General features: G+C 43.8%; 25 protein-coding genes and 1 tRNA gene. 9 read left to right on the plus strand and 17 right to left on the minus strand.

Features of this window, described 5'->3' with window-relative positions:
• Positions 1–63: 63 nt before the first annotated feature.
• The 6 genes from WCW_RS00355 to WCW_RS00380 form a co-directional block, all read right to left on the minus strand.
• Positions 64–1050, minus strand: a complete 987-nt coding sequence (locus WCW_RS00355) for a rod shape-determining protein MreC (protein WP_013181181.1) — start codon at positions 1048–1050, stop codon at positions 64–66.
• Positions 1047–2243 (minus strand): amino acid aminotransferase, encoded by a 1197-nt coding sequence (locus WCW_RS09860; protein WP_013181182.1) that lies wholly within the window; start codon positions 2241–2243, stop codon positions 1047–1049. Before WCW_RS09860 ends, WCW_RS00355 begins: the two co-directional genes overlap by 4 nt.
• 69 nt (positions 2244–2312) lie before the next feature.
• A tRNA-Ala gene (locus WCW_RS00365) sits at positions 2313–2385 on the minus strand.
• Positions 2386–2463: 78 nt separating this feature from the next.
• Entirely contained in the window at positions 2464–3120 is a 657-nt protein-coding gene (locus WCW_RS00370; protein WP_013181183.1) for an NYN domain-containing protein, read from the minus strand.
• Positions 3121–3176: 56 nt separating this feature from the next.
• Entirely contained in the window at positions 3177–3779 is a 603-nt protein-coding gene (locus tag WCW_RS00375; RefSeq protein WP_013181184.1) for an XTP/dITP diphosphatase, read from the minus strand.
• 4 nt (positions 3780–3783) lie between these two features.
• A complete protein-coding gene (locus WCW_RS00380) occupies positions 3784–5949 on the minus strand; it encodes a GreA/GreB family elongation factor (RefSeq protein WP_013181185.1) in 2166 nt (721 codons plus the stop codon).
• A gap of 293 nt (positions 5950–6242) precedes the next feature.
• On the opposite strand from WCW_RS00380, the gene WCW_RS09605 reads away from it, so the two are divergent.
• From WCW_RS09605 to WCW_RS00410, 6 genes are all read left to right on the plus strand, one after another.
• Positions 6243–7058 (plus strand): SET domain-containing protein-lysine N-methyltransferase, encoded by an 816-nt coding sequence (locus WCW_RS09605; protein ID WP_013181187.1) that lies wholly within the window; start codon positions 6243–6245, stop codon positions 7056–7058.
• Between the two features lie 70 nt (positions 7059–7128).
• The gene (gene sufB / locus WCW_RS00390) at positions 7129–8580 is read left to right on the plus strand and encodes a Fe-S cluster assembly protein SufB (RefSeq protein ID WP_013181188.1); all 1452 of its coding nucleotides are present in this window, start codon (positions 7129–7131) and stop codon (positions 8578–8580) included.
• A 5-nt stretch (positions 8581–8585) separates the two neighbouring features.
• Positions 8586–9353 carry a Fe-S cluster assembly ATPase SufC gene (gene sufC / locus WCW_RS00395; protein WP_013181189.1) on the plus strand — a complete coding sequence of 256 codons (768 nt, stop codon included), beginning with the start codon at positions 8586–8588 and terminating at the stop codon, positions 9351–9353.
• Positions 9350–10615, plus strand: coding sequence for a Fe-S cluster assembly protein SufD (gene sufD, locus WCW_RS00400; RefSeq protein WP_013181190.1), 1266 nt, complete (start codon positions 9350–9352; stop codon positions 10613–10615). The genes sufC and sufD overlap by 4 nt, the downstream gene beginning before the upstream one ends.
• Positions 10615–11841, plus strand: coding sequence for a cysteine desulfurase (locus WCW_RS00405; protein ID WP_013181191.1), 1227 nt, complete (start codon positions 10615–10617; stop codon positions 11839–11841). The genes sufD and WCW_RS00405 overlap by 1 nt, the downstream gene beginning before the upstream one ends.
• Entirely contained in the window at positions 11831–12754 is a 924-nt protein-coding gene (locus WCW_RS00410; protein ID WP_013181192.1) for an L-threonylcarbamoyladenylate synthase, read from the plus strand. Before WCW_RS00405 ends, WCW_RS00410 begins: the two co-directional genes overlap by 11 nt.
• On the opposite strand, the gene WCW_RS00415 is transcribed toward WCW_RS00410, so the two are convergent.
• The 11 genes from WCW_RS00415 to lpdA all read right to left on the minus strand — a co-directional run bounded on the left by WCW_RS00415 (position 12751) and on the right by lpdA (position 21969).
• Positions 12751–13329: a chloramphenicol phosphotransferase CPT family protein gene (locus WCW_RS00415; RefSeq protein WP_013181193.1), complete on the minus strand. Its 579-nt coding sequence runs from the start codon at positions 13327–13329 to the stop codon at positions 12751–12753. The two genes, WCW_RS00410 and WCW_RS00415, sit on opposite strands and share 4 nt — an antisense overlap.
• A gap of 1 nt (position 13330) precedes the next feature.
• The gene (locus WCW_RS00420; protein WP_013181194.1) at positions 13331–14176 is read right to left on the minus strand and encodes an EscT/YscT/HrcT family type III secretion system export apparatus protein; all 846 of its coding nucleotides are present in this window, start codon (positions 14174–14176) and stop codon (positions 13331–13333) included.
• Positions 14177–14455, minus strand: coding sequence for a type III secretion system export apparatus subunit SctS (gene sctS, locus WCW_RS00425; protein ID WP_013181195.1), 279 nt, complete (start codon positions 14453–14455; stop codon positions 14177–14179).
• A gap of 11 nt (positions 14456–14466) precedes the next feature.
• Positions 14467–15357, minus strand: coding sequence for a type III secretion system export apparatus subunit SctR (gene sctR, locus WCW_RS00430; RefSeq protein WP_013181196.1), 891 nt, complete (start codon positions 15355–15357; stop codon positions 14467–14469).
• On the minus strand, positions 15354–16043 hold the full coding sequence (locus WCW_RS00435; RefSeq protein ID WP_013181197.1) for an HrpE/YscL family type III secretion apparatus protein: 690 nt from the start codon (positions 16041–16043) through the stop codon (positions 15354–15356). Before WCW_RS00435 ends, sctR begins: the two co-directional genes overlap by 4 nt.
• Positions 16040–16903: a hypothetical protein gene (locus WCW_RS00440; RefSeq protein ID WP_013181198.1), complete on the minus strand. Its 864-nt coding sequence runs from the start codon at positions 16901–16903 to the stop codon at positions 16040–16042. Before WCW_RS00440 ends, WCW_RS00435 begins: the two co-directional genes overlap by 4 nt.
• Before the next feature lie 14 nt (positions 16904–16917).
• Positions 16918–17943 carry a type III secretion system inner membrane ring lipoprotein SctJ gene (gene sctJ, locus WCW_RS00445; RefSeq protein WP_013181199.1) on the minus strand — a complete coding sequence of 342 codons (1026 nt, stop codon included), beginning with the start codon at positions 17941–17943 and terminating at the stop codon, positions 16918–16920.
• 103 nt (positions 17944–18046) lie between these two features.
• Entirely contained in the window at positions 18047–18682 is a 636-nt protein-coding gene (locus WCW_RS00450) for a hypothetical protein (protein ID WP_041941431.1), read from the minus strand.
• A 4-nt stretch (positions 18683–18686) separates the two neighbouring features.
• Positions 18687–19586: a hypothetical protein gene (locus WCW_RS00455; protein WP_013181201.1), complete on the minus strand. Its 900-nt coding sequence runs from the start codon at positions 19584–19586 to the stop codon at positions 18687–18689.
• The gene (gene lipA, locus WCW_RS00460) at positions 19583–20554 is read right to left on the minus strand and encodes a lipoyl synthase (protein ID WP_013181202.1); all 972 of its coding nucleotides are present in this window, start codon (positions 20552–20554) and stop codon (positions 19583–19585) included. Before lipA ends, WCW_RS00455 begins: the two co-directional genes overlap by 4 nt.
• The gene (gene lpdA / locus WCW_RS00465; protein WP_013181203.1) at positions 20551–21969 is read right to left on the minus strand and encodes a dihydrolipoyl dehydrogenase; all 1419 of its coding nucleotides are present in this window, start codon (positions 21967–21969) and stop codon (positions 20551–20553) included. Before lpdA ends, lipA begins: the two co-directional genes overlap by 4 nt.
• A 224-nt stretch (positions 21970–22193) precedes the next feature.
• Between lpdA and WCW_RS00470 the strand changes: the two genes are divergently transcribed.
• Genes WCW_RS00470 through WCW_RS00480 form a run of 3 tightly spaced genes read left to right on the plus strand, consistent with a single transcriptional unit; the run spans position 22194 to position 23677 of the window.
• Complete coding sequence (locus tag WCW_RS00470) at positions 22194–22523, plus strand: hypothetical protein (protein WP_013181204.1); 330 nt, start codon at positions 22194–22196, stop codon at positions 22521–22523.
• Positions 22520–23083 (plus strand): hypothetical protein, encoded by a 564-nt coding sequence (locus WCW_RS00475; RefSeq protein WP_013181205.1) that lies wholly within the window; start codon positions 22520–22522, stop codon positions 23081–23083. Before WCW_RS00470 ends, WCW_RS00475 begins: the two co-directional genes overlap by 4 nt.
• A 12-nt stretch (positions 23084–23095) precedes the next feature.
• Entirely contained in the window at positions 23096–23677 is a 582-nt protein-coding gene (locus tag WCW_RS00480) for a hypothetical protein (protein WP_013181206.1), read from the plus strand.
• Positions 23678–23811 lie beyond the last annotated feature (134 nt).

Raw genomic sequence — 23811 nt, forward strand, 5'->3', positions numbered from 1 at the left:
ACTAATTACCACAAAAGAGAAAGTAAAATCTATCAATTAAAAATTTAATACAGTAACTAGTTGCTAGTTAGGTAGTTGATAGGGAGATGGTTGATCACATGGATCGAAGCCTTGAGGCGGAAGGACAGAGACGATCATCAGGTGGTCTAAATTTGTACAGCAGGGTTCTGCTTCAATGTCATAATAATAGTCGCCCTCTTTCAACATATTGACTTTAGTGACTGTGGCAACGCAAAGGCCAGAAGGAAAGACACCGTCCATTCCGGTTGTGACGAGTAAATCGTTTGGCATGATGATGTCTAAAGCGGGATAGTGTTTTGATTGATCTCCCAGGACGGCTCCACTTCTTAGGTCTCTAGCAGGTCCCTCCTGATCGGGAAAGTCGTAGTTGAATCCTGTACCGATCAGGAGCTTTTCTTTCGTTCGGTATTGGGAAAGAGAGCTTCCTTTCAACTCTCCTTTGGCGAGATACCAGGTGCGGCCGTCCACAACTCTGACAGATCGAACTGAGGGAGTTAATGAGGGATCTGTAATCAGCCGAACACGGCTTTGCTTATTGCCGACGTAATCAACTAATCCGACGACATTAGTTCCGACGACAACAGGGCTGTTTTGGGAGATCACTTGTTTTCCCAATTGTTTATTATGTTCCTTGCCGACATTGATCCATAAAACGGTATTCCAAGAAGTTCCAGGGCGGAAAATCACCTGGGCAGGAGCTGCTTCAAGCTCTTTGCTTGTGACCAGGTCTCTTTTTTGCTCTTGCTTGAGCAGCTCTTTCAATGTAGCGATTTCGTTTTTTAACAACTGATTTTCAATGTGCAGTTTTTGGATCTCTTCATGGACATAGAGTGTTTTCCCGTCTTCTTCGAAGGTTTCTTCGGAAAGATGCTGAATCCCCTGCTTAATGATTGCTAATTGATTCCATGTAGGGGCAAGGATGGCAATGCTGTACCCTTGAACTTTTTCGCTGGTCGATTTAGAAACACTGAGCAGAGTTAATAATACTGCCAGCAGTTGAAGAAAGGGTTTTGGAGAAAAGGATCTCATGACGGTTCTTTTACAGATAGGATGGCATCGATAAAATAATCAAGATTATGCGCATTCAACCCTGCAATGTTGATGCGTCCATTTTTCAACATGTAGATGCCTTGTTCAGATTTCAGACGGCATGCCTGCTCTGGATTTATTCCGGAAAAGGAGAACATTCCGGTTTGATCGGCAAGATAATCAAACTGTCTACCTCCTCCTTTGAAGATAAGTCCTGAAACAAGCTGTTTTCTCATTTCCTGAATCCGTTCCCGAACATTTGCCAGCTCTTTGATCCACTCATTCCGAAGAGATTCGGAATTCAAAATTGTAGAGACAATGCGGCCGCTGTAAAGAGGCGGCATGGAGTAATTGCTCCGGATTAATTGCTTCACTTGGCTGCCGACTGCTCTTGCGTTTTTCTCATTTTCAGTGCAGATGGCGAGATGGCCGATTCTTTCCCCATAGAGACCCATGTTTTTGGAATAGGAGCTTGCGACAATCATCTCGGGATGATGTTTGGCAAACATTCTGATCACTTTTGCATCCTCCTCTAATCCTTGATCAAAACCTTGATAGGCAAGATCGAAAAAAGGGAAGACTTGTTTTTCTTTAATCAGGAGGCAGAGAGCTTCCCATTGTGGAAAAGAGAGATCTGTTCCGGTTGGGTTGTGACAGCAAGGTTGGAGCAGAATCGCTGAGTTTTGAGGCATTTGCTGCACGGAGTTGCAAAGGGCTTGGAAATCAACTGTTTTATGGAGGGAGTCATAGTAGTTGTAAGTGTCTAACTTGAGGCCGGCATTGTGGAAGATCGAAAGGTGGTTTCCCCAAGTCGGATCGGACAGGAAAATAGTAGAGCAGATGTTCTTTTTAGCGAGGAACTCTCCGGCAATTCTCAACGCTCCTGTTCCTCCCAATGTTTGTGCTCCGAAGATTCTTCTAGTATCGCAATCCTTGCCGAAAACAAGCTCGATAGAAGCTTCGATAAATGGCTGTAATCCTTGAATGGGCGGATACTCTTTATCGAGGCGCTGATCGAGAATTTGCAGCTCTGCTTGCCGTACGCAGTTGAAAACCAAGGAGGAACCTTCAGAGTCTTTGTATGCTCCAACTCCCAAATTTATTTTTGACTTGCGCTCATCGTTTTTGAACGCCAACGTCAGGTCTAAAATGGGATCTCCGGGAGCTTCTTCTAATGTATCAAAAGCGGCCATCTTAAAAATCCGAGTCACTAACAATATGCCATCATAGTGTAGAATAGGGGAAATGTCGAGTGAAAGATATGGAGCGTAACGGAGTCGAACCGTTGACCTCAACAATGCCATTGTTGCGCTCTACCAACTGAGCTAACGCCCCGAATAAGGAGGTGCTATTTTAGCGGAAAGCTCTAATTACGATCAAGATGCCTGTTCCTCATCAATTTTGGAAAGGTATTCACAATACATTAGGTGTGTCTTCGTCAAGATCCCGATTTTCAAACAACCTCTGCCACCTTTCCATTTCACTTTCACCTGCTTTTTTCGATGAGGTCTTTTTTTTAGGCTTGGGAAGGCTGCGTTCAGGCTCCAGCTCTTTGAATTTTTTTTCAAAAGCGTTTAGGTAATAGCTGTCCGCAGTGCTCTTCTCTTGTGAAACGGGAAGCTCTTCCGGAAGGGAGATCTTTGGCGGTTCCTTAATGACAAAATCTTTTGGAAGCTCTTTTTTTCTTTTGCGGTAACGGTGATCCAGCCAGCGAACGAATGTTTCCACTTGTTCTGACTTGGCATGCATCCTTCTCGCCAGCCAGGCAAGTTTGTTGTCCGATGTAACGACAATCTCTTCTCTTGGATTTGGCACTGAACTCAGCTCGCGAATAATATAGTCGTCAGCTGTTTCCCCTTCGTCCGTAAAGCAAATTTCTAAAAAATCAAGATGAGTGCGAGAACCGAGCCCCTCTTGATGTTGAGCGTCGAAGACAATGGTGACATCTAGCCCAACAACTTGAATTTTGGCGTAGAGATTTGAGATAAACTGCTCTCTTTCTGCTTGCAAGGAGTCGTTCATCATAGACAAACGGAACATCAAATTGTATCCGTCAATGAAATAGTGCATCAATTCTCAAAATATAAACAAAGAAAAAATTTTACAAGAGTTGGAAAATGACGATGCTATTCCGAAGGAATTTGTGCTTCCAAAAATGCTAAAATTTTATCCAAAGCTTTGCGTCTGTGTGAAATACGATTTTTTGTCTGCTCTTCAAGCTCGGCGAAAGTCTTATCGTAATCATGTTTGATAAAAATGGGATCGTATCCAAAGCCGTTTCTCCCCTTTTCCTGCTCGCCGATTAAACCTTCACATGTCGCCTTAGCTGTTTTTAAGATCCCTTCCGGTCCAGCAATTGTGATGCAGCATTCGTAGTAAGCCGATCTGTCCAGATCTTCGAACTTTTCCATCTCTTGCATGAGCTTTTCACGATTTTCTTTGTCTGTAGCATCCGAACTAGCGTAACGAGCCGAGTAGATGCCTGGAGCTCCCTGCAATGCGGGAACGACAAGCCCTGAATCATCAGCCAAGACAATCGCTTTCAACATCTTAGCCGCATGTAAAGCTTTGAGATCGGCATTTTCTTGAAAGGTTTTTCCCGTTTCTTCCGGCAGTTGATAATCAGGAAAATTGCGGAGGGAAATGAGATCCAATCCCTTTACCTCCTTTAATATCTGTCTGAATTCCCTGATCTTATGGAGGTTATGTGTGGCTAAAATGAGTTCCATCGATTTATCCTTCGAAAACGCTTTTTAAAGCGGTGATCTTGTAATGACCGTCTTTAAATGTAAAGGAATCCCCAATTTTATGACCACTCATTGCTTGGGCAATTTGCGACTGATAAGAAATGATTCCATTGTCGATATCTGCTTCCCATGGACCCAAGATTGTGAACTGCTCTTTTGCCCCGCTTGGCTCCTCCACCTCAACGATGCAACCGACTCCTGCAATGGAAGAATCGACATCCTCTGGTGTCAACACTCGCGCAGCACTTAACTGCTTAGAGAGCATTTTCATTTCGGACTGCAAACGGGAGCGTTTCTCACAAGCGAATTTATATTCTGAATTCTCTCGAAGATCGCCGTGTGAACGAGCCTCTTCCACTTCCTTTGCGTTCTCAACCATCTCGACAGTTGCAATCCGCTTAACTCTTTCTTGAGTTTTGCGATATCCCTCTTCGGTGGTCCACAAAGTGGAGGCGTCATCGGTAATCGATTTAGATTTCGACGGAGCTAGGGAGGGGTGCACAACTTGAGCCAAGGAACGCATGATCTTTTTATCGTGGTCTGAAAAGACATGGACTTTCGCCACCAATAATAAAAATTCTTTGATAAATTCAAGCGTTGTGTTTTCGATCAGATTGCGGACAACTTCAAATCGTTTGGATGTCAATGTGTTATACATCTTTTTTACAAGATCTTTCCATTCATTTTCATGCTCGATTCGATGGAGGAGGATTAAAAACGCCTCGAAGAATTGGCATTGCCCCTCTTTGTTTGAAAATGGGATGTTTCCCGGATTTTTCTTACAAATTTTCTGAAAATACCAGACAAAAATCTCAGGGTGCCTCTCTGGATATCTCAAGAGAGTATTGAGCTTTTTCATCAGGAGTTCTCGAGATTCACTGGATTGGAGTTCTTGGAAAAGATAATCTCGCAGAGGATTTTGATGGATGGAAAAGAGAAGGGAAGAAAAGGTTTCGGCCCAGTCTTCTCGATTCTCTCTGATCATCGTCAATGCCCGTTTTTTAAAGGCGATGATCTCCATGGAATTAAGAACCTCTTCGACATTTTCCATTGAATGGATGAAATCTTTGACAGATTTCCCTTCAATGGAATGACCAAATAATGTTTCTAAGAAAATGCAGATCTGAAGCTCTTGTGCCGAGGAAAGCTGTTCTTCGTCCAGCAAGCTTACCAACTTGTCTCTTAAAGTATCTTTGACTTCCCGCCTTCTCAATACATGGGGAAGATCTCTGACATATGTATAGGTCGTTTGAACGATGTCATCGACTGAGGTTTGTTTTTCAATTTCCCGATGCATTTCCTCTTCGTGAGAAAGTTCTTTTTTCCTCAGAATGAACGGATCTTTCAGGCTGTTGGGAGTTTCAACCATGGTGTCTTTTTTTAGACGGGCTCTGGCATTTTGCCACCAGCGGCTCCATTCCTGCTCTGGAATCACCAAAATGCAAAGTTCATCCTTAATCTCGCCCGCTGTCTTGGGACCGAGGTCATGCAGCAATGCTTTCAACACTTCCAGGGGATCTTTTTTTGCTTGTTTTTCTAGCAGGTCGGGATCGGCAAATCGGCGTGCGAGGAAATGCTCATCAAGAAGGGGAATCAACGTTTTAAAAGCATTTTCGAAAGATAAATGTTTGATTCCGGTCACATTTTCAAATTCAACGGCAACTTGCTCGCGAATGTGGGAAATGTCCATAATCTCTCCGGTTCCCCATCCGCTTGTGTGAAAGACGAATTTCCCTTTAGCCATATGATTGAGAAGTTCGAAATTAGAAATCGCCCCTTGAAAATTTGCCTGTGTGCGGAGGCCTATTTGACGCAGCCGCTCTTTGAACTTCGGGTCTTCTCCATAACGTTTCTTTAACATGGAGATCGCCGTGCTTGCCAATAAAGAGGAATTAGATGTTTGAAGATCGAGAATCCGCTTTAAGACCTGATAGGATTCTTCGTCGTCTTTGATGCATTGCCAAAGAGGCAGGGCTGTTTCAGCAAACTGGCCGAATAAAGTGTTGAAATCGGAATTTTTGATGATATCGAGAAGGCTGATAAACTCGTCGCTGTCAACTTCATCGTTTGTGCAATACTCTTCCCAGAGTTGAAAAAATTTATGAAAATCTCGGTTGTTAATTTGGTTTTGGAATTCTTCCAAATAACTCATAGGCCTTCCCTTGCAGATTCTTTAAATTGGATTTCACAAAGAAATGAAACTTAACATTTCCCGCGTGAGGAATTATACAAATTGCTTGGTTTATTGACAATATGCTATACCGAATCAACTTCAAGAATCGGAATTTTGGCAAAGAGTTGCCTTGAATTTGAGCCAGGCGAAGCCGGTGCTGAAGCAGTTCAACCTGAATAGGTTGAGCGATGCAAGCGGGTCTCAAAATCAAAGGCTGACGATGACGTCAAAAACCGATTCTTGAAGTTGATTCGGTATATATCGGGCTGAATATGTTTTTTTGGAATAGCAATCACGAAACACCTTTAACTCAAGCGGTGATTTCCGGCAATACGGAACTTGTCAAAAGGCTTGCGCACCACTCAGTTCATCGCAAAGCTGCCAATTATCTTGGCTTCAGTGCCGAAGATTTGGCGATTTATCTGGGAAGAGAAGAGATGGTTGATCTCCTTGGCCTGCAGAAAAATAAAGTTTTCAGAGTGTTGAAAAAAGGAGGAAACGGTGTTGTTGAAATGGACGTTTGCGAGTATGAAAAATTTTTTCACACTAAATACATGTCATCGCTTCGAGTGACCTCCTATCAAGATTTTTGCAAAATTGTTAAAAAATGCCCTAAGCAAGTAAAAGTCGGAAAAGTAGGGGCGTCGATGCGGGATCTGTTCGAAAGTCATAAAGAAAAAATTAAAAACGGTTATGTTTGCGAGTCAACGATTAAGTGGATCGATGAGCGGACGGGGTACGGCCTTTTTACTGATCGTCCCATTAATAAGGGGGAGTTTGTCGGAGAGTATGCTGGGCTGCTTCTTATCCGTCAGATCCTTTCCCGCATTCGAGGGGATTACTGCATGCGGTATCCCAAGTTGTCTTTTGGCTTGTCTTATTACACGTTAGACGCTGAAAAGATGGGTAATGAGGTTCGATTTATCAATCACGATTATGTCCCCAATCTCCAGCCTATGTCCGCTTTAGAAAATGGATTCTGCCACTGCGTCCTGATTGCTTTGCGGGATATTAAAGCCGGTGAGCAGCTCACTTACGATTATGGCGAAGATTATTGGAGCCGCCGCGATCCTCCTGTGGATTTCTAGTACTTTGCGCAAAAGTTGGAACTAATTCTTTTTATTTGTTAAACTATGCCATTGAAAATTATCGGTTTGAATGATTATGGCTTTAGCGGATCAATCTTTTTCCAGTGAAAACAACGAATATAAGTACGGTTTTGTGACCAATGTGGAGACTGAGCGTCTTCCCCCCGGCTTAAACGAAGAGATCATTCGTGAAATCTCCCGAAAAAGAGGGGAGCCGGAGTTTCTATTGAATTTCCGAGTGAAGGCCTTTCAGAAATGGCTGACAATGGCTGAACCAACATGGCCCAATGTTGCGTATCCTCCGATCGATTATCAAGCGATTTCTTATTACTCGGCTCCAAAAACCAAGTCTTCTTTAAGCAGCCTTGATGAAGTCGATCCGGAAATCCTGCGCACTTTTGAAAAGTTGGGAATTCCTTTGGATGAGCAAAAGCGGCTGGCCAATGTTGCTGTCGATATGGTCTTCGATTCTGTGTCTATTGGCACAACATTCAAGAAAAAATTGGAAGAGGCGGGTGTTGTCCTTTGTTCCATTTCCGAAGCGATCCATGAATATCCCGAGTTGGTAGAAAAATATTTGGGAAGCGTTGTTCCGGTAGGCGACAATTTTTTCGCAGCTCTTAATTCGGCAGTTTTTTCCGATGGTTCGTTTGTCTACGTGCCCAAGGGAGTGAAGTGTCCGATGGAGCTGTCCACTTATTTCCGCATCAATGATAAAGAATCCGGGCAGTTTGAACGGACGCTGATCATTGCGGAAGAGAGATCTTCGGTCAGTTATTTAGAGGGGTGCACAGCCCCTGCATATGACACCAATCAACTGCATGCGGCAGTTGTTGAACTGGTTGCTCTCGACGATGCCGAGATCAAGTACTCAACTGTGCAAAATTGGTATGCCGGCGATCCGAAGACAGGTTCTGGAGGTGTGTACAATTTTGTGACAAAAAGGGGCAGATGTGCAGGAAAGCGTTCCAAAATTTCATGGACGCAAGTCGAAGTTGGAGCTGCAATTACTTGGAAATATCCCAGCTGTTTATTGCAAGGAGATGATTCTGTCGGTGAATTTTATTCTGTCGCATTGACGAATGGGAAAATGCAAGCCGATACGGGAACTAAGATGATCCATATGGGAAAAAATACCCGTTCCACAATCATTTCTAAAGGGATTTCCGCCGACCAGTCCCACAATACTTATCGCGGATTGGTGAAGATGACACCTAAAGCGGCAGGAGCGCGTAATTATACGCAATGTGATTCTATGTTGGTCGGCGATCAATGCTCTGCCAACACGTTTCCTTACATTGATGTCGGCAATAGCAGCAGCGAAGTGGAGCATGAGGCGTCCACATCCAAGATGAATGAGGAGCAGATTTTTTACTTCCTTTCCAGAGGGATTTCTCAAGAAGATGCGATCAATATGATCGTCAACGGATTTTGCAAAGAGGTTATCCAGGAGTTGCCGCTTGAATTTGCCACAGAGGCGAAGCAGTTGTTGGCCCTTAAACTTGAAAATTCAGTAGGTTAATTGAAATGTTATTAGAAATAAAAAATTTATCTGCTTCCATCGATGGAAAACCCTTGCTTAAAGGGGTTGATCTAGAAGTGAATCCAGGGGAGATCCATGCGATTATGGGACCAAATGGCGCAGGGAAGTCGACTTTGGCTAAGGTGCTGGCAGGCCATCCTTCCTATGAGGTTACCGGAGGCGAGGTATGGTTCAAAGGGCAGAACATTCTGGAAATGGAACCTGATGAGCGTGCACAGTTGGGATTGTTTATGAGCTTTCAATATCCCGTGGAAATCCCGGGTGTCAGCAATATGCAGTTTTTGCACGCTTCTTACAACGCGATTAAAAAGGCTTCGAACCAGCCTGAGCTGGAAGAAGGGGATTTTGAGAAGCTTTTGGATGAGAAAATGAAAATAATGGATATTCGTCCTGAATTCAAACAGCGCAATCTTAACGAAGGATTTTCCGGCGGGGAAAAGAAAAGGAATGAGATTCTGCAAATGGCTGTGATCAACCCTTCGCTTGCTATCCTTGACGAAACGGATTCCGGGTTGGATATCGACGCCATGCGCACTGTCGCCGGTGGAGTAAATCATTTGATGAATGATGACATGGGGCTGATTTTGATCACCCACTATCAACGGCTGCTTGATCATATCCGTCCCCATAAAGTTCATGTGATGGTTAATGGAAAACTTATCGAATCCGGAGGGCCTGAACTTGCAATTAAACTGGAAAATGAAGGCTACGATTGGCTTGTCAAGAATATCCAAGAGGAGATGGCAGGATGACTCTTTTCGAGGAACAATTGAAACGGCACTATCAATTGCTTCCTGGGGACGCTGCCTTGGAAACCATCCGGCAGAAAGCTTGGGACCGGTTTCAAGCAGTGGGTCTTCCTCAGAAAAATCAGGAAGTGTGGCGGTCGATTAAACTGCGCAAACTGTTTGAAAAGTCTCTGACTCTGCCATCCTTGGGCACACGATCTCGAGAAGAGATTGAGACGTTGATTTTGCCTGGATTTAAAAAAAGATGTCTAGTTATGATCAACGGCCAGTTGGATCTTGAGCTTTCGTCAACAGAAGATCTTGGCGGCCGTCTAATCGTTTCCCATTTGGAGCGTGCAGCAAAATCATACGGCGGTTTTCTTAAGCCGGCTTGGATGCAGGCGATCAAGGAGGAAACCGATCCTTTTGCCGTTCTGAATTCCGCTTTGGGAGCTAAAGGCGCGTTTGTGTATCTTCCTCCCAATGCAATCATCGAAAAACCTGTACAGATATTGTCTGTGCACAGTTCTGAAACCTCTTCTCTTGTACAGCCTCGTCTGCATTTGTTTGCTGGAAAGGGATCTCGGATCACTTTGGTTTCAACGCCTCATGTTTTCAGCAGCGGCAGTGTTTGCAATGCTTCTTTTGAATTGTCTATCGACGAAAATGCGGATGTTTCCCTCTATCAGCTCAACCACCGGATGCCGGAAGCTCATTGGCAATTGGAAACGACGCGCAGCTTTTTGAAACGGGATAGCCGGTTTACTGCTGTCAACTTAACAAACGGATCAGAAACCGTGCGCAGCGATTACAAAGCCGTGCTAACCGGAGAAAATGGAGAGGTCAATTTGTCCGGTCTCTGGATGTTGCAGGGAAATCGGGAGGCGCATACCAATATCTTGATCGACCATCAGGCTCCTCATTGCCGATCGAATCAGCTTTTCAAAGGGGTGTTGGACGATGCGAGCCGCAGCAGTTTCGAAGGAAAGATTTATGTCAGGCAAGCGGCTCAGAAAACCGATGCGTTTCAGTTAAACAACAATTTGCTATTGTCGGAAAAAGCCAATGCATTCAGTAAGCCGAATCTAGAAATTTTTGCCGACGATGTCAAAGCCTCTCATGGTGCTACAGTGGGGCAATTGGATAAGGAACAGCTGTTTTATCTCAAATCCAGAGGATATTCCCAAGAGATGGCGCAGAAAACGATGATTAAAGGGTTCTACTTGGAAATCATTGATCAGATCAAAGACTCAGTTGTAAGGGATGAAATAACAAAAGGTTGGTAATGGCAGATGATCTTTCTCACTTGAGAAATGACTTTCCGATGTTGTCCAAACAGATGCATGGCAAGCCGCTCGTTTATCTTGATTCGGCGGCAACGGCTCAAAAACCTCAGTGCGTGATTGATACGATTAATCATTTCTACACATCCCGCTATGGAACAGTGCATCGCGCGATTTACGAATTAGCAGCTCACGCAACAGAAGAGTATCAAAAAGTTCGCGAGAAAACACGGGCATTTATTGGTGCGCGTTCCGGGAATGAAATCGTCTATACAAGGGGAAATACAGAATCGATCAATATGGTTGCCTATTCCTATGGGAAAGCGTTTATCCAGCCTGGCGATGAGATCCTCATTTCGGAAATGGAGCACCATTCCAATATCGTTCCCTGGCAGATCCTTTGCGAAGATCGTGGAGCGCTTTTAAAAGTGATTCCTGTTTTAGATAATGGCGATCTGGATCTTGTTGCATACAGACATTTGCTTTCGGAAAGAACGAAGCTTGTTGCTGTTGCTCATGTTTCAAATACGTTGGGAACAGTCAATCCCATCAAATCAATTGTTGCCGATGCTCATGAAGCCGGCGCTCATGTTTTGGTCGATGGAGCGCAGGCAATTCCCCATTCTCCCGTCAATGTATCCGAGCTGGGTTGCGACTTTTATACCTTTTCTGTCCATAAAGCTTTTGGTCCCACCGGGATCGGAATTCTTTACGGAAAAGAGGAGCTGCTCAATCAGCTGCCTCCTTGCCAGGGCGGCGGAGATATGATCGACAAGGTGGCATTTGAAAAAACGACCTATCAAAAAGCTCCCTTAAGATTTGAAGCGGGAACCCCGATGATCGCAGAGGTGATCGGCCTGGGAGCTGCCATCGATTATCTCGAGGGGATCGGTATGAGAAACATCCAAGAATGGGAGCATCAATTGCTCGTTTACGCTGAAGAGCAGCTTAAAGGGATAGATGGCTTGCAGATCATTGGCCGATCTCGGAATAAAGCTGCGATTATCAGTTTCGTTGTCGATGGAATCCACCATCTTGATTTGGGAACATTTTTAGATCTCCAGGGGATTGCCGTTCGAACTGGCCACCATTGCACCCAACCTCTGATGAAAAGGTTTAATCTCGCTGGTACGACCCGTGCTTCTTTTGCTCTCTATAATCATCGGAATGATGTCGATCGTTTTGTCAATGCGTTAAAATCAGTGATTCAAAAGCTCCATGCGTATTGATAGCAGGCAAGCCATTCGAATGCTTTTATCGGGAGAGGTAGTTGCTCTGCCTACAGAGACTGTCTACGGCCTTGCAGCTTCTCTCAAGTTTCCCGAAGCAATCAAAAAAATTTTCTCCCTTAAAGGGCGGCCTTCCGATAATCCTCTGATTGTCCATGTGGGCAAAATTGAACAGCTTAGCTCTTACGTCACAACTTTTCCTCCGGGCTTTGAGAGTCTGGCGGAAGCTTTTTGGCCCGGAGCTTTGACGCTGATTATTGATGCAAATAAGGAGATGGTGCCTGAAGCTGTACGTGCCGGGCTGTCGACAGTTGCTGTACGAATTCCATCGCATGCGAAAACTCGTCAAGTTTTGGAAGAAACAGGAGCGTTGGTCATGCCATCTGCGAATCTTTCAGGGCGTCCCTCAGCAACGACTGCGCAGCATGTGATTGATGATTTCCAAGATGCAGCTCCTGTGCTCGATGGAGGAAAATGTCAGCAGGGAGTTGAATCGACCATTATGATCTTCCGCGATACAAGGTGGGTGATTGCACGCGAAGGCGCTGTAACGGCAGAAGAAATCGCTTTAGTTCTTGGCTATGCTCCAGATTTTTCAGAGAGAACAGCCAAACCGATATGTCCTGGCCAGCACTACAAACATTATGCACCAAATGCAGTTTTGAAGCCATTGGGCAAGGATCAAACCGGTGTCGTCATCGGTTTTTCCGATCGAAAATATCCCCATTCTACTGCGCTGTATATTCTTGGAGATTTGTCGGAGCCGGAAATTGTTGCCGGCAATCTCTATTCGGTTTTGAGAGCATTGGATACAGATGGAGTGCAAGAAGCTTTCATCGACTGGGATTTTCCCAATGAAGGTCTATGGAGAACGATACGCGAGCGTCTGCGAAAAGCTTCAATGTCTCATTAACTTTTTTTTGATTTATTTAGGATTTTGACAGCAGCTTCTTTCGGAGAGATCAAGGATGTGTCGATTTCTAAGTCGTAAGGCTTTTTCATCCCATAGACCTCTTGATATCGCCCTCTCGCGGTTCCTTGGAGCTCAAACCTCTCTTTTTCCCTTTGTTCTAATACCTTAAGCGGTGCGTGAAGGCCGATGAAAACAACAGGGTACTGTGATAGTTGCTTTGTCAGCCAATCCAGCCACTTTAGATCGGTGATGATGGCGTCAGCTACAACATGATTTCCAGCTTTGGAAAATCCTTTCACAGCGTTGATATAGCCTCTGATCAATTTTTCTCCCAAAGGGCCGGCCTTAAATTTGATCTCTGCGTTTCCTTCGCTATCAGTCGTTGGGTGGAACCCAATCCCTTCAATATCGGTCAAGTCATCTGTGAAGTGGATCCAACGGGAGGGAAGTTTGTTCACGAATTCATCAATAGGCAAATAATAGTAGGGCTCTTCGGCAATTTCCTGGATCTCTTTGGCGATGGTTGATTTACCTACACTCGGGCTTCCATCGAGGATAATGATTGCGCCTTTCATATCACTGACGACCTATATCGAAGATGATTAAAACTCTGTCGATCACGTTCATCCATCTATGGGAGTCTTCGGCCATTTGATTGATAAGTACTTTCCATCCGATTGTGATTAACGTCAGCCCCAATAAAGATTTGAGTGGGAGCCCAAGGAAAGTGATTTGGACTTGAGTTGCCAGGCGGTTGGCAATGCCAAGAAAGACATCAGTCATCAAGATCGCAATTAAAGCAGGAGAAGCAAATTGGATGGCAAGAACCATGGCATTATTTAACAATTGAAAGGCAATCTCAGAAAAAGCGGAACTCTTGTCAAAAAACTGTGGATTAAAAAATCGATCGGGTGGAATTGCAGAGTAAGAAGTGTTAATTGCGTCAATAAAATAAAAGGGTCCGTCGATCATAAAAAAGATATAAATTAACACCATATTGAACATCGTTCCCAGAGGAGAGGACTGATTCTGAATGGTAGGATCGTTTACCATTAAGCTAGCGCCGCCTCTTTGGTGGTCAATCAGCATGCCGGCAGTTTGGACAATAGTAAAAGGGATGCTGATCAAAAATCCGATAAGATATCCTACAAACAGCTCTTTGGCAAAAAGAGCAAGAGAAAGAGGGGTGAAGCTTAGCTTAGATTGTGTGACGACTAGCAGGTGAGGGACAAAAATGGCAAAAAGAGAGATGGCAAAAGCAAGCTTAACTGGATGGGGAAGAACGCGTGCACCGAAAAAAGGAGAAAGGGCGATGATTGGCAGTATCCGAGCCAAAAACAAAAAGAGTAAAATAAAAACAGCCCCGGGATCTTCGATGCTGAGAGAGCTGTTTAGAAAAAATTCCCAGTAATTATCGGTCAATTAGACTCCCCCTACGCTCCATCTCGGGAAGTTGGTAAAGATATTGATAGAAAATGACATGATTTGTGCACCTAGCCAACCTCCTAAGAACATCAGAGTCAGAGTAACCGCTACGAGCTTAACGGTGAATGACAGCGTTTGTTCTTGAATCTGTGTCGCGGCTTGGAAGATGGCAACCATCAGACCAAAGAACATGCTAATCAAAATCGGGGGAGCCGATAAAATGAGGATAAGAAGCATCCCTTGATAAGCAAGTTGTACGACTTGAGTTTGAAACATATCTCAATCCTTTACCTAAAGGTATTTACCAGACCTTCAACCAGCAATGTCCAACCATCAAGCATCACGAGCAAGAACAGCTTCAGCGGCATCGAGATGGTGACAGGCGAAAGCATCATCATCCCCATTGCCAGCAAAATGTTTGAGGTGACAAGATCGATGACAAAAAAGGGAATGTAGATCAGGACACCAATTTCAAACGCATCTTTTAGTTGGCTAGTGATAAACGAAGGAACGACGATAATAAAGTCTTCCGGCTTTAGGTTCGGGCGGTATTTTTCAGGCAGCACTTTGTAGGCCATGCGAAAGAAAAGGGCTCGGTGGCGCACACTGGAATTATCAATGAGAAACGTTCTTAGAGGCTCTTTTGTTGCATCGGCAATGGTTAAAATATATGTGGAAGAACCAGAGGAAATAACGGAATCTGGAGCTTGCATCTCCTGAGTGGCTTTTTGCGAGACTTCATACATTTCCACGACGGTTGGATACATGATGAACATGCTTAACATCAGACCGACGCCGTTGATGATTTGGTTTGGCGGAGCTTGCTGCACGCCCAACGCGTTTCGTAAAAGCGAAAGAACAATCACAATCTTCATGAAAGATGTGAGAATCATGACAATAAAAGGAAGCATAGACAAAATCGTCAGAACGGCCGCTTGGGTAATGAGCGAAGGTTTTTTGAAATCTTCATAGTTGTCTAAAATATTTGCCTGGATCGACTGTTGTTGAGGAGGTGCAGCTTGCTGTGGCGATGTCGTTGTCCGCGGAGGTGATTGAGCGATCAAGTTTTCATAGCTTTCGGCTGCATGAATTTTTTGTAAGATCAGTTGGTTGGGAGAAATCCAAAGGATGCCAATAATGACGAAAAGTTTAAGGCTGAATAACAGTTTTTTCTTCATTTCGCATCCTTTGCCTTTTGCATTTCAGAATCGCCGGTGATTCCCACTGCGGTGGGTTGTGTATTCACAAGTTTTTGAAAAGCATTTTCCAGGATCATCCATTGATTCTCCAGCTGGGCATTGATAATGCCGCCCTCTGTCTCGATGATGCAGCCTCCCGAGTCAACGTCATCTTGCGGAAGGATCGAGAGAGCTTCCAGGTTTTCAAAAATTTTTTTAATTTGTTCTCTGCTTTTCTCAACTGTATCGAATTCTTTTGCATTCACGTAAATTTTGATTCTTTTGTGCTGAGAGACAGCTTTCAAGGAGTTGGCAATGATGTCGACGACTGTTTTTTCAGAGGCTTCAATTTCTTTGCCAACAATTTTTTTAGCAGCTTTTAAAGCAATTGGGATAATGACCTTTTGCATGTCGCTGCGCACTTTTCTAATCTCTTCTTCCAAGGAAGCAATTTTTTCCATCCACTCGGAGTATCCTTGTTCAAAGCCTTCTTGCTGAGCTTGAGCTTTGAGCTTCTCGATTTCTGTGACAACCTCTTTTTTATAGAGTTCAGCGTCCTTTTCCACTGCGGCCAATACCTCTTGCGCATCGACCAATGTTGACAGAGCTTCTGCTGGTATGACTTTCGTTTCAGGGGCGATGTGGATATTTCCCCCATGGATCAGACTGAAAAATTTTTTACTCACTGCTTGCTGCCTTTTTTAAAGAATGCCATCACATCTAGAACCTGTTCTCTTAACGTTTTCGTTACTCCGGGAATTTCCTTGTCGTTGATGTAGCGTAAAAGCTTTTTTCCCCTTCCGGAATCGAGAATATGAGTGATGTGCCAGATTAAGTTGTTGTCCTGATTGCACAATGCGTAGCCAAGGCGTACCATCCCTCTGTGATGGATCAGTTTCGAGAGTTTTTCGGGATCTCCATCCCAGTATTCCAAATTCAGCCGGTTAGTCACCAGCTTTTCTTTTGAAAGAAGACACTTTTTTACATAGGATTTTTTCTTTGGAGTCAGAGCGTTATAGATCTTTTCGAGCAGCCGTTTATCGACAATGTTATGGATCTCTTCAGAGAGGTCGTATAAGCCTAAAAAATCAATCAACTGGATCAATTCCTGTTTTTGCAAATGTGCAAGAGTGCTGAGCTCGGATTCGAGAATATGGGAGAAAGGAGGTGTGTCTTTAAAAGGGATGTCGTTTGCTAAGTATTTAAGGATAAATTTCCTCATTAATGGAGATAGGGAAGGGATCTTGCTTTTGATTCCCAGTGCTGCTTTCAGTTTTTCTGCCTTTTCCTTTTGAATCATTGCCAAAAGATAGAGCACAGATGGTTTTGGGATCTTTTTCAAAGTGTCAAGCATCCACGAATAATGGATCCTATTTAGGTTTTCCAGGGGAGCATATAAGATAGCCTCGATATCGCTTGTCCTAAGAGGGAGCTCGGAGACCAGCTTTGCTTTTTCTTTAGGGAAAGGTGCCAGTACAGCCTCATGAGGCCCCTTATGGTAGCGGTTCAAAAGTAGACGTAAATAAGTAGGGCTTCTATCCTGCACGTTTTACCTGGATTTCAAGTGACGTCCGTAGGAGAAGTGTCTTCTTCAGGCTCTTCTCCTTCTTCTTCTTTTTCCTCTTCAGATTCCTTTTCTATAGGTTCCTCTTCGCTTCCCTCTTCAGCCCCTTCCTCATTTTCTCTCTTCTTCTCTTTTTTTTTCTTTTTCGAGGTCATTGGAGATAAGGAAAACAGAGAGGAAAAACCGCCGTTTTCTTTGATTAAAGGGGAAATTTTCCAGCTGATCCATACAAACGCTAGGATCAGGAAGAGAAGCAGCAGCGTAAAGGAGAAAAACACGAGGCGGAATCTGTTCAGAGACTCTTTTGCAACAATGATTGTCCAAACACTCACGTACTCCTTGTCTTCATCCCGTGCTCTTTGAAGGCCGATCGGAAAGTCTGCAAATCGCGCCCGATCAGCAATCACCGTAACATTGTCGTATTTCAGTCCTGTGACTGCTCCCGTTACTAGACGTTTGATTTTGGTAATTGCGTGCGTGTTAGGGTCGTCGAGGACACCGGAGTGCTTGACATAGACTGAAGCGGTGATCTCTCCTTTCTTTTGTCCAGGATTGAGCGGGTCTTCCTCGGGAAAGGAAATTTGCACTTCAGCGTCAAGAACGCCGTCGAATTTGCGGATTGTGCTGGCAATTTGCTCGGCAAGGCCAGCTTGATAGCGGATTCTTTCCTGCATCTCCGAAGGGACAAGACCGGTATTGGAGAAAATCCCCAGTAAACTCTGTCCGCTTCTCTTTGGCAATCCCGCCCGGTTCAGCATAGACATTGCCTCTATCGCTTGTTCTTCAGGTACGCTGATATCCCATAGAGCGATCTTCGACCCTCCACCGCCGCTGCCTTCTGCGCTTTTAACTTTAGCGGCGTCAACCCCTTCGTTGGACAAGAAGACGACAATTTCATTTGCTTCTCTTTCATCTAAACCGTTGACAATTGTTTTGCGCTTTTCGCAGCCTGTCAAAAGAGACAAAGAGATGACAATGAAAAGAATTTGTGGAATAAGTCGTTGAAACTGTTTAACGCTCATGAATTTTTCTGGGCCTCGATGATAATGAACTCAAAAATCTATACATTTTCCAATAATGATCGGTATAACACAATTGGAAAAATATAACAAAATGATACCGATGCTATTTTGCATGATCACTGATAATGGTAAAAAAAACGTAATTTCCCGCATTATAATTGAATAACACATATGGGTAGTCACAGTTATAATCTTTAGGCCCATTGATGTCATACTCCGGCAGCCATGCACCGCCAATCATGACCTTTTGTCCCTTCTTCCATTTTTCCAAGGTTTTGAAATCGTGCGGGTTGATTAAAAGTGTCAATTGAATGGCCGTTTCTTGCAGCGGTATTGAAATTTCTAGGCAATCCTCGCTTTGCTTGAGAATATAGGACGCTTCCTTTTCGTTAGGAGGAGACAGGTACTCGACTGTAAAGTCGACCCATCCATGCTCTCTTTCTGAGTGAATAATGACTCTAAGGGGGTAGTGTTCGGCTCCGGCTTCAGGCATGATGGTCAAAGGGGTATTGAGCAGCAGCGGTTCATGCTCTTTAATCCACTCTGATTCGGCCGGATTGATTTTCCAGGAAGATCCATCGTTGAGAAAGGCAAAGCCTCCGTGGGGAGTAAAATGGAAACTATCAATTTGATGAATGCCCCAAGCTTTGTCTGCATCGATGATACGATCCTTCATACAAGCCTGTCCTTCGATATTCCAAAAAGCGGAAATCATTAAAAAAAGTAAGATCGGCTTCAAAGATTCAACTCCACTTGTCCGCAATGGATCTGATATCAAGCGCAAGGTCTTTCGAAACACCGGCAGTGTTCATCATTTTCCGTAAAAATTCCCGCTTCTCCTCGTCCTGCAAGCCTTCGCACGCAAAAATTAAATAATGTGTCAGAGGAAGAAGAGGATCGAAATTGATTTGATGTAATAGGTCGTAGCACGCTTCAGCGACATCAGGGTCTTCTTTGAAAGCTGCAAGGGCAATCGCCGCGTGCTCGTTGTCTTCGTTGACCGGCATGCCTCGAACAACAGTGATTAAAAATTCTTTTGCAGGTTTTCCAATCTTTTTGATTGCTTGCAGAAGAGAGTCCTCATGGTCGAAATCTCTACGGCCAATTTCTTCAAATAGGGAGATGATTGCCCGTTTGTCGCCAATGAGGCCTAAACACTTTGCAGCTAAAGAAGGGGCTAGACCGTAACCGGGAAATAAAGGATCGTAAAATTTTTCCGATTTAAGCACTTCAAGAAGAGATGGAACAATGGCATTTTTCTCTTTGACAATTGCCTCGATCTCCTCTGCCGGCTCTTCCTCTTCTGAGAGGATCAAAGAAGCGATCAGTTGGGGATAGTGAAACTCGTTGCCGCGTTTATCGAATAGATCTTTTAGCTGTTGATAGGCTTTTTTTGCTTCTGCGATTTTTTCAGCGTCTGCCCCGTTGAGTATGGAAGGGGCGATGTTGCTCCCCGACGCCTGTTCGAGCTGTGCCAAACGCCTGATCTGGGAGATCTCGAACATATCGGAAATTCCTTTGCCTCCTCCTTCGTAGTAGTTGAGCATGACATTAAAGCTGCCGCCGAAATGCACGTCTCTGTGCATCAGGATCAATGCATCAGTTGCTGATTGGAGAGGAAATTCTTCGAATGGTTGACTCATGGCTGCTTAACTTCCTGAAAAACTTGTCCTGCATTGTAGCTGGATCTGACAAATGGTCCGCAAAACATGTATAGAATTCCGATCGATTTGCCATAATTTTCATATGCTTTAAATGTTTCCGGAGTTACAAACTCTTTAACAACAAGCTTTTGTCGGTTGGGCTGCAGGTACTGACCCATTGTGACGATATCGCATCCCGCTTGATGGAGGTCGCCGAGAGTTTTCCTTATTTGTTCTTCTGATTCACCCAGTCCAAGCATAATTCCCGACTTGACAAAGCGGGTTTTACCTTTTTTCTTGCGGCTGACGTAGTCTAAAACCCCGAGGGTTCTGTCGTAGGTGGCAACATGTCTGACACGCGGTGTAAGCTCCCTGACAGTTTCTATGTTATGGTTGAAGATCTCCGGTTGGGAATCGATGATAACATCTAAGGCTTCTTGCTGTCCAGAGAAGTCTGAGGTTAAGATCTCTATGGTTGAGCTAGGAGACGTTTTCCTGACTTCTGAGATCACTTTTGCGATGTGTGCAGCTCCTTGGTCCGGGATATCGTCGCGGGCGACCATTGTAATGACAACATGTTTAAGGCCAAGTTGTTTCACCGATTCGGCGACTCTTTGCGGCTCGTCATCTTCCAAGCTTTTCGGGTTTTTGGAAAAATCGATGTCGCAAAAACCGCAGCTGCGCGTGCACTCTTTTCCCATAATGAGGAACGTTGCCGTTTTTTTACTCCAGCATTCAAGTAGATTGGGACATTTTGCTTCCTCGCAGACTGTGTGCAGCCTTTGCTCTTCCAAGATAGCGTCGGTTTTCCAGAGGTTGCCTCCTTTGGGGAGTTTTCGGTGCAGCCAAGAGGGGAAGCGCCCAGGCCCCACTGCTTTAGAGCGGTCGGGAGTTTCGGGGTTGGGAGGGAGTTTGTTCAGCTTCTTTTTGACCGCGGGCCGTGTATCGAATTTCCTGATGATGCTCATGTTCTTGCCATTCTTTTTTTTGCTGGAGGCAAGTGTAAAGGTTCTTCATTTGCAACATAGGCAGCTTCCAGCCATACTTCTGCAATTGTTGGATGAGCATGGATGGTGTGTGTGATTTCATCGACAGTCATCTCATTTGCGATCACAATGCCCATTTCGGCAACAAGGGTGGAGGCTTCGTGTCCGACCACTTGTGCGCCGAGTACTTGGCCAGTCTCTTTGTCAATCACAATTTGGGCAAAACCATCCGTGTGGAAGGCTGCTTGAGATTTTCCAAGAGCCTGGAAGGGGAATGCTCCGAGGGTTGCACGATATCCTTGATTGATAGCGTCTTCCAGCGTATACCCTACGGTGCCGATTTCAGGATGGGTAAAAATCACGGAGGGAACGGCGTTGTAGTGCATTTTCATCGGCTGTCCCACTGCATTGCTGGCTGCGACAACCCCTTGATGGGAGGCTACGTGTGCCAGCCACCAGCGGGATGCGATATCTCCAACTGCGTAAATTCCCGGTACGGAGGTTTCCATGCGGTCGTTGACCTGAATCAACCCCTGATCGTTGACGACAACGCCTGCGTTTTCCAATCCAATCTTTTGAATATTAAGTTTTCTTCCTGTTGCAACCAAAGCCATATCTGCATCGATCGATTCTCCACCGGCTAGTTTGACGCAGACTCCTTTTTCCTTTTTGTCGATCGATTCGACAAAGACATTTGTACGGATATTGATTCCCCGCTTTTTGAATGCCTTAGCCAGAGCGTTAGAGACGCTGCTGCACTCCATCGGAATGATGCGAGGCAGAACCTCCAGAATAGTCACTTCTACTCCGAACTCTACGTATAAAGAGGCAAATTCGCATCCGATGACGCCTCCTCCGACAATCACGAGATGATTGGGAAGCGTTTCGATTTCCAGCATCGAGGTGGAGTCGTGGATTTGTTTATGATCGAAAGGGAATGCCGGCATCTCTTTAGGTTCGGAGCCTGTGGCGATAATCGTTTTTTCCGCAGTGATTTCGCAGTTGTCCTCGCCGGTGATCTTGATTCTTCGGGGAGTGATGAACTTGCCATATCCTTTAAAGAGAGAGATGTTATTAGCTGCAATCAACCCTTCCAGTCCGTTGCGTACTTTATCAACGACTTTATCCTTGCGATTGACCATTTTTCTAAAGTCGAAAGAGAGGTTTTCCACATGGATGCCGAATTCTTCAGCATTCTTGATGTTGTGCAGCATTTCTGCTCCGGCGATCAGGGCCTTTGATGGGATGCATCCGCGGTTCAAACAGGTGCCGCCTAGTTGGCCGGCTTCAATGAGAGCGACGTTTTTACCGTTTTGAGCGGCTTTGATTGCTGCGGGATATCCGCCGGGTCCTCCTCCGATGACTGCGAGATCAAAAAAATGCTGTTTGTGGCTCATCTTATATCGTTCCTCTTTATAAACTTCCTTTTATGATAGATGATTTTTGCGTATTCCTCAACGGCCAAAAGATCGGGCTCTTTTAGCATACTTTATGGCTTTATACCGATTCATGTTTCAAAATTAAAATTCATGCATCGTCCAACTCATTCGAGTTGAACTGTTTGATGTGTCGACTGCATCTGGCTTAAATTCCGAATGCTTCCTCATTTGAAAATTTAATTTTGAAACATGATTGGTATAAGTCGGGAAAGATTGTTCCAAAAAATGCTAATGTAATTCCTCATGTTATGCAAAAAAAACATGCATGGGATAAATTAGTAAAACTTAGCGGAAACAAAGCAGAAGATTTTGCAAAAGTATCTTCTCTTCTTGAGGAATCTGGTATTTTATCTGAAAAAAACATTCTTAGAACTAGAGAGTTTTATAATGGAAAGATAATAAGATCTGATTACAAGATTATTATTAATAATTTTGAAGTACAAGCTGTGTTCGAAACACAAGTTGGAAATGAATTATTTTTCTTAAAAGATGCATGGGTTGCTATAAAATGACAATTAATTACAAATATAAGGAATTAAAAAATATATCCAAGATAAGTAGTCCAAAGAATTTAATTGAAACAATGAATTTTGATAGTGCGATTTTAATGTCAAAAGAAATGTTGAATAATGAAGAGTGGGATGAAGAACTTCAAAAATATGCAGCAAAAATATTGGAAGAGTTAAGAAGGAAATATCCAGACGAATGGAATTTTAGTTGGAAATATGATGCTTTTTTAGGATATGTGTATGATATAATTTCAAATTATGATAAACGGTACAAATTTTATGAAAAGGCAATTAAAAAAGCTCCTTTTCCAACTCCTCCTCAGTTGTTAATTGCCATAGCAGGTTGTTGTTGGGCACCAGGAATACCACCCATAACAGAGAAGGAATCTATAGAACTTGTCAAACAAGCCCTATCGAACAAGAACTATTATGAAGGGGTTAGCTTGTTAAGAGGTTTGTATAAATCTATTGGAAATCAGGAAGAACAAGATTACTGGGAGCGAATTTTGGAAAATATTAACGAAGATGAATCCCGCCTTCCTCCGTTAGATGATCTGTCTTGATTGCGGAAACAAATGAATGATATAGAAAATTTAATGAACAGAGAACATCTAGAAGAGATAGTTAATCACTACTCTGTGGAGGATTTAATAAAGCTGCTCTCCTTCAAGAAAGCTATGGCCTTGTCAAAATTGTTGCTGGAAAATGAGAATTTCGATTTTGATATCCAAGAATATGCGCTTAATCTCATTAAAAAAATAAGGCAGGTATATCCAAACAAATGGGATAAGGATTGGAAGCATGAAGCCTATCTTGGATATGCTTACGGTATATTGGGTTGTGATATTGAACAAGAATTTGATGCTTACTCTATTGCCGCAAAAAAAGCTGTTGATCCTCCCTTAGAGATATCCATGCATATGGCATTGCTTTGGAGTTATCCAGGTGTATACAAGTTGAAGATGGACGAAGAAAATGCGATAAAAATACTTGAAAATGTTGCAAGCCAAATTCCTTATATGGAAGCTGTCGGAGGATTAATTAGATTATACGAAGAAACAAAACAGGTTGGAAAGATTGCTTATTGGAAAGAGGTTTTAAGAGAATCTGAAAAAAAAAATCTCTGTGATCGATACTTATACCTCGATTTTTTTTAAAAATATTTCTTTTAAATACTCACCCCTAGATAAGTTCTTGCTCATCAAGGATTTATCTAGGATTGACTACTTAGGTGTAGCTGTAAAAAGATGAATATGGCAAAGTTTAGAAGAAATCGTCCTTGCATGAAAAC

The sequence above is a fragment of the Waddlia chondrophila WSU 86-1044 genome (genome assembly GCF_000092785.1).
Classification (GTDB): Bacteria; Chlamydiota; Chlamydiia; order Chlamydiales; family Waddliaceae; genus Waddlia; species Waddlia chondrophila.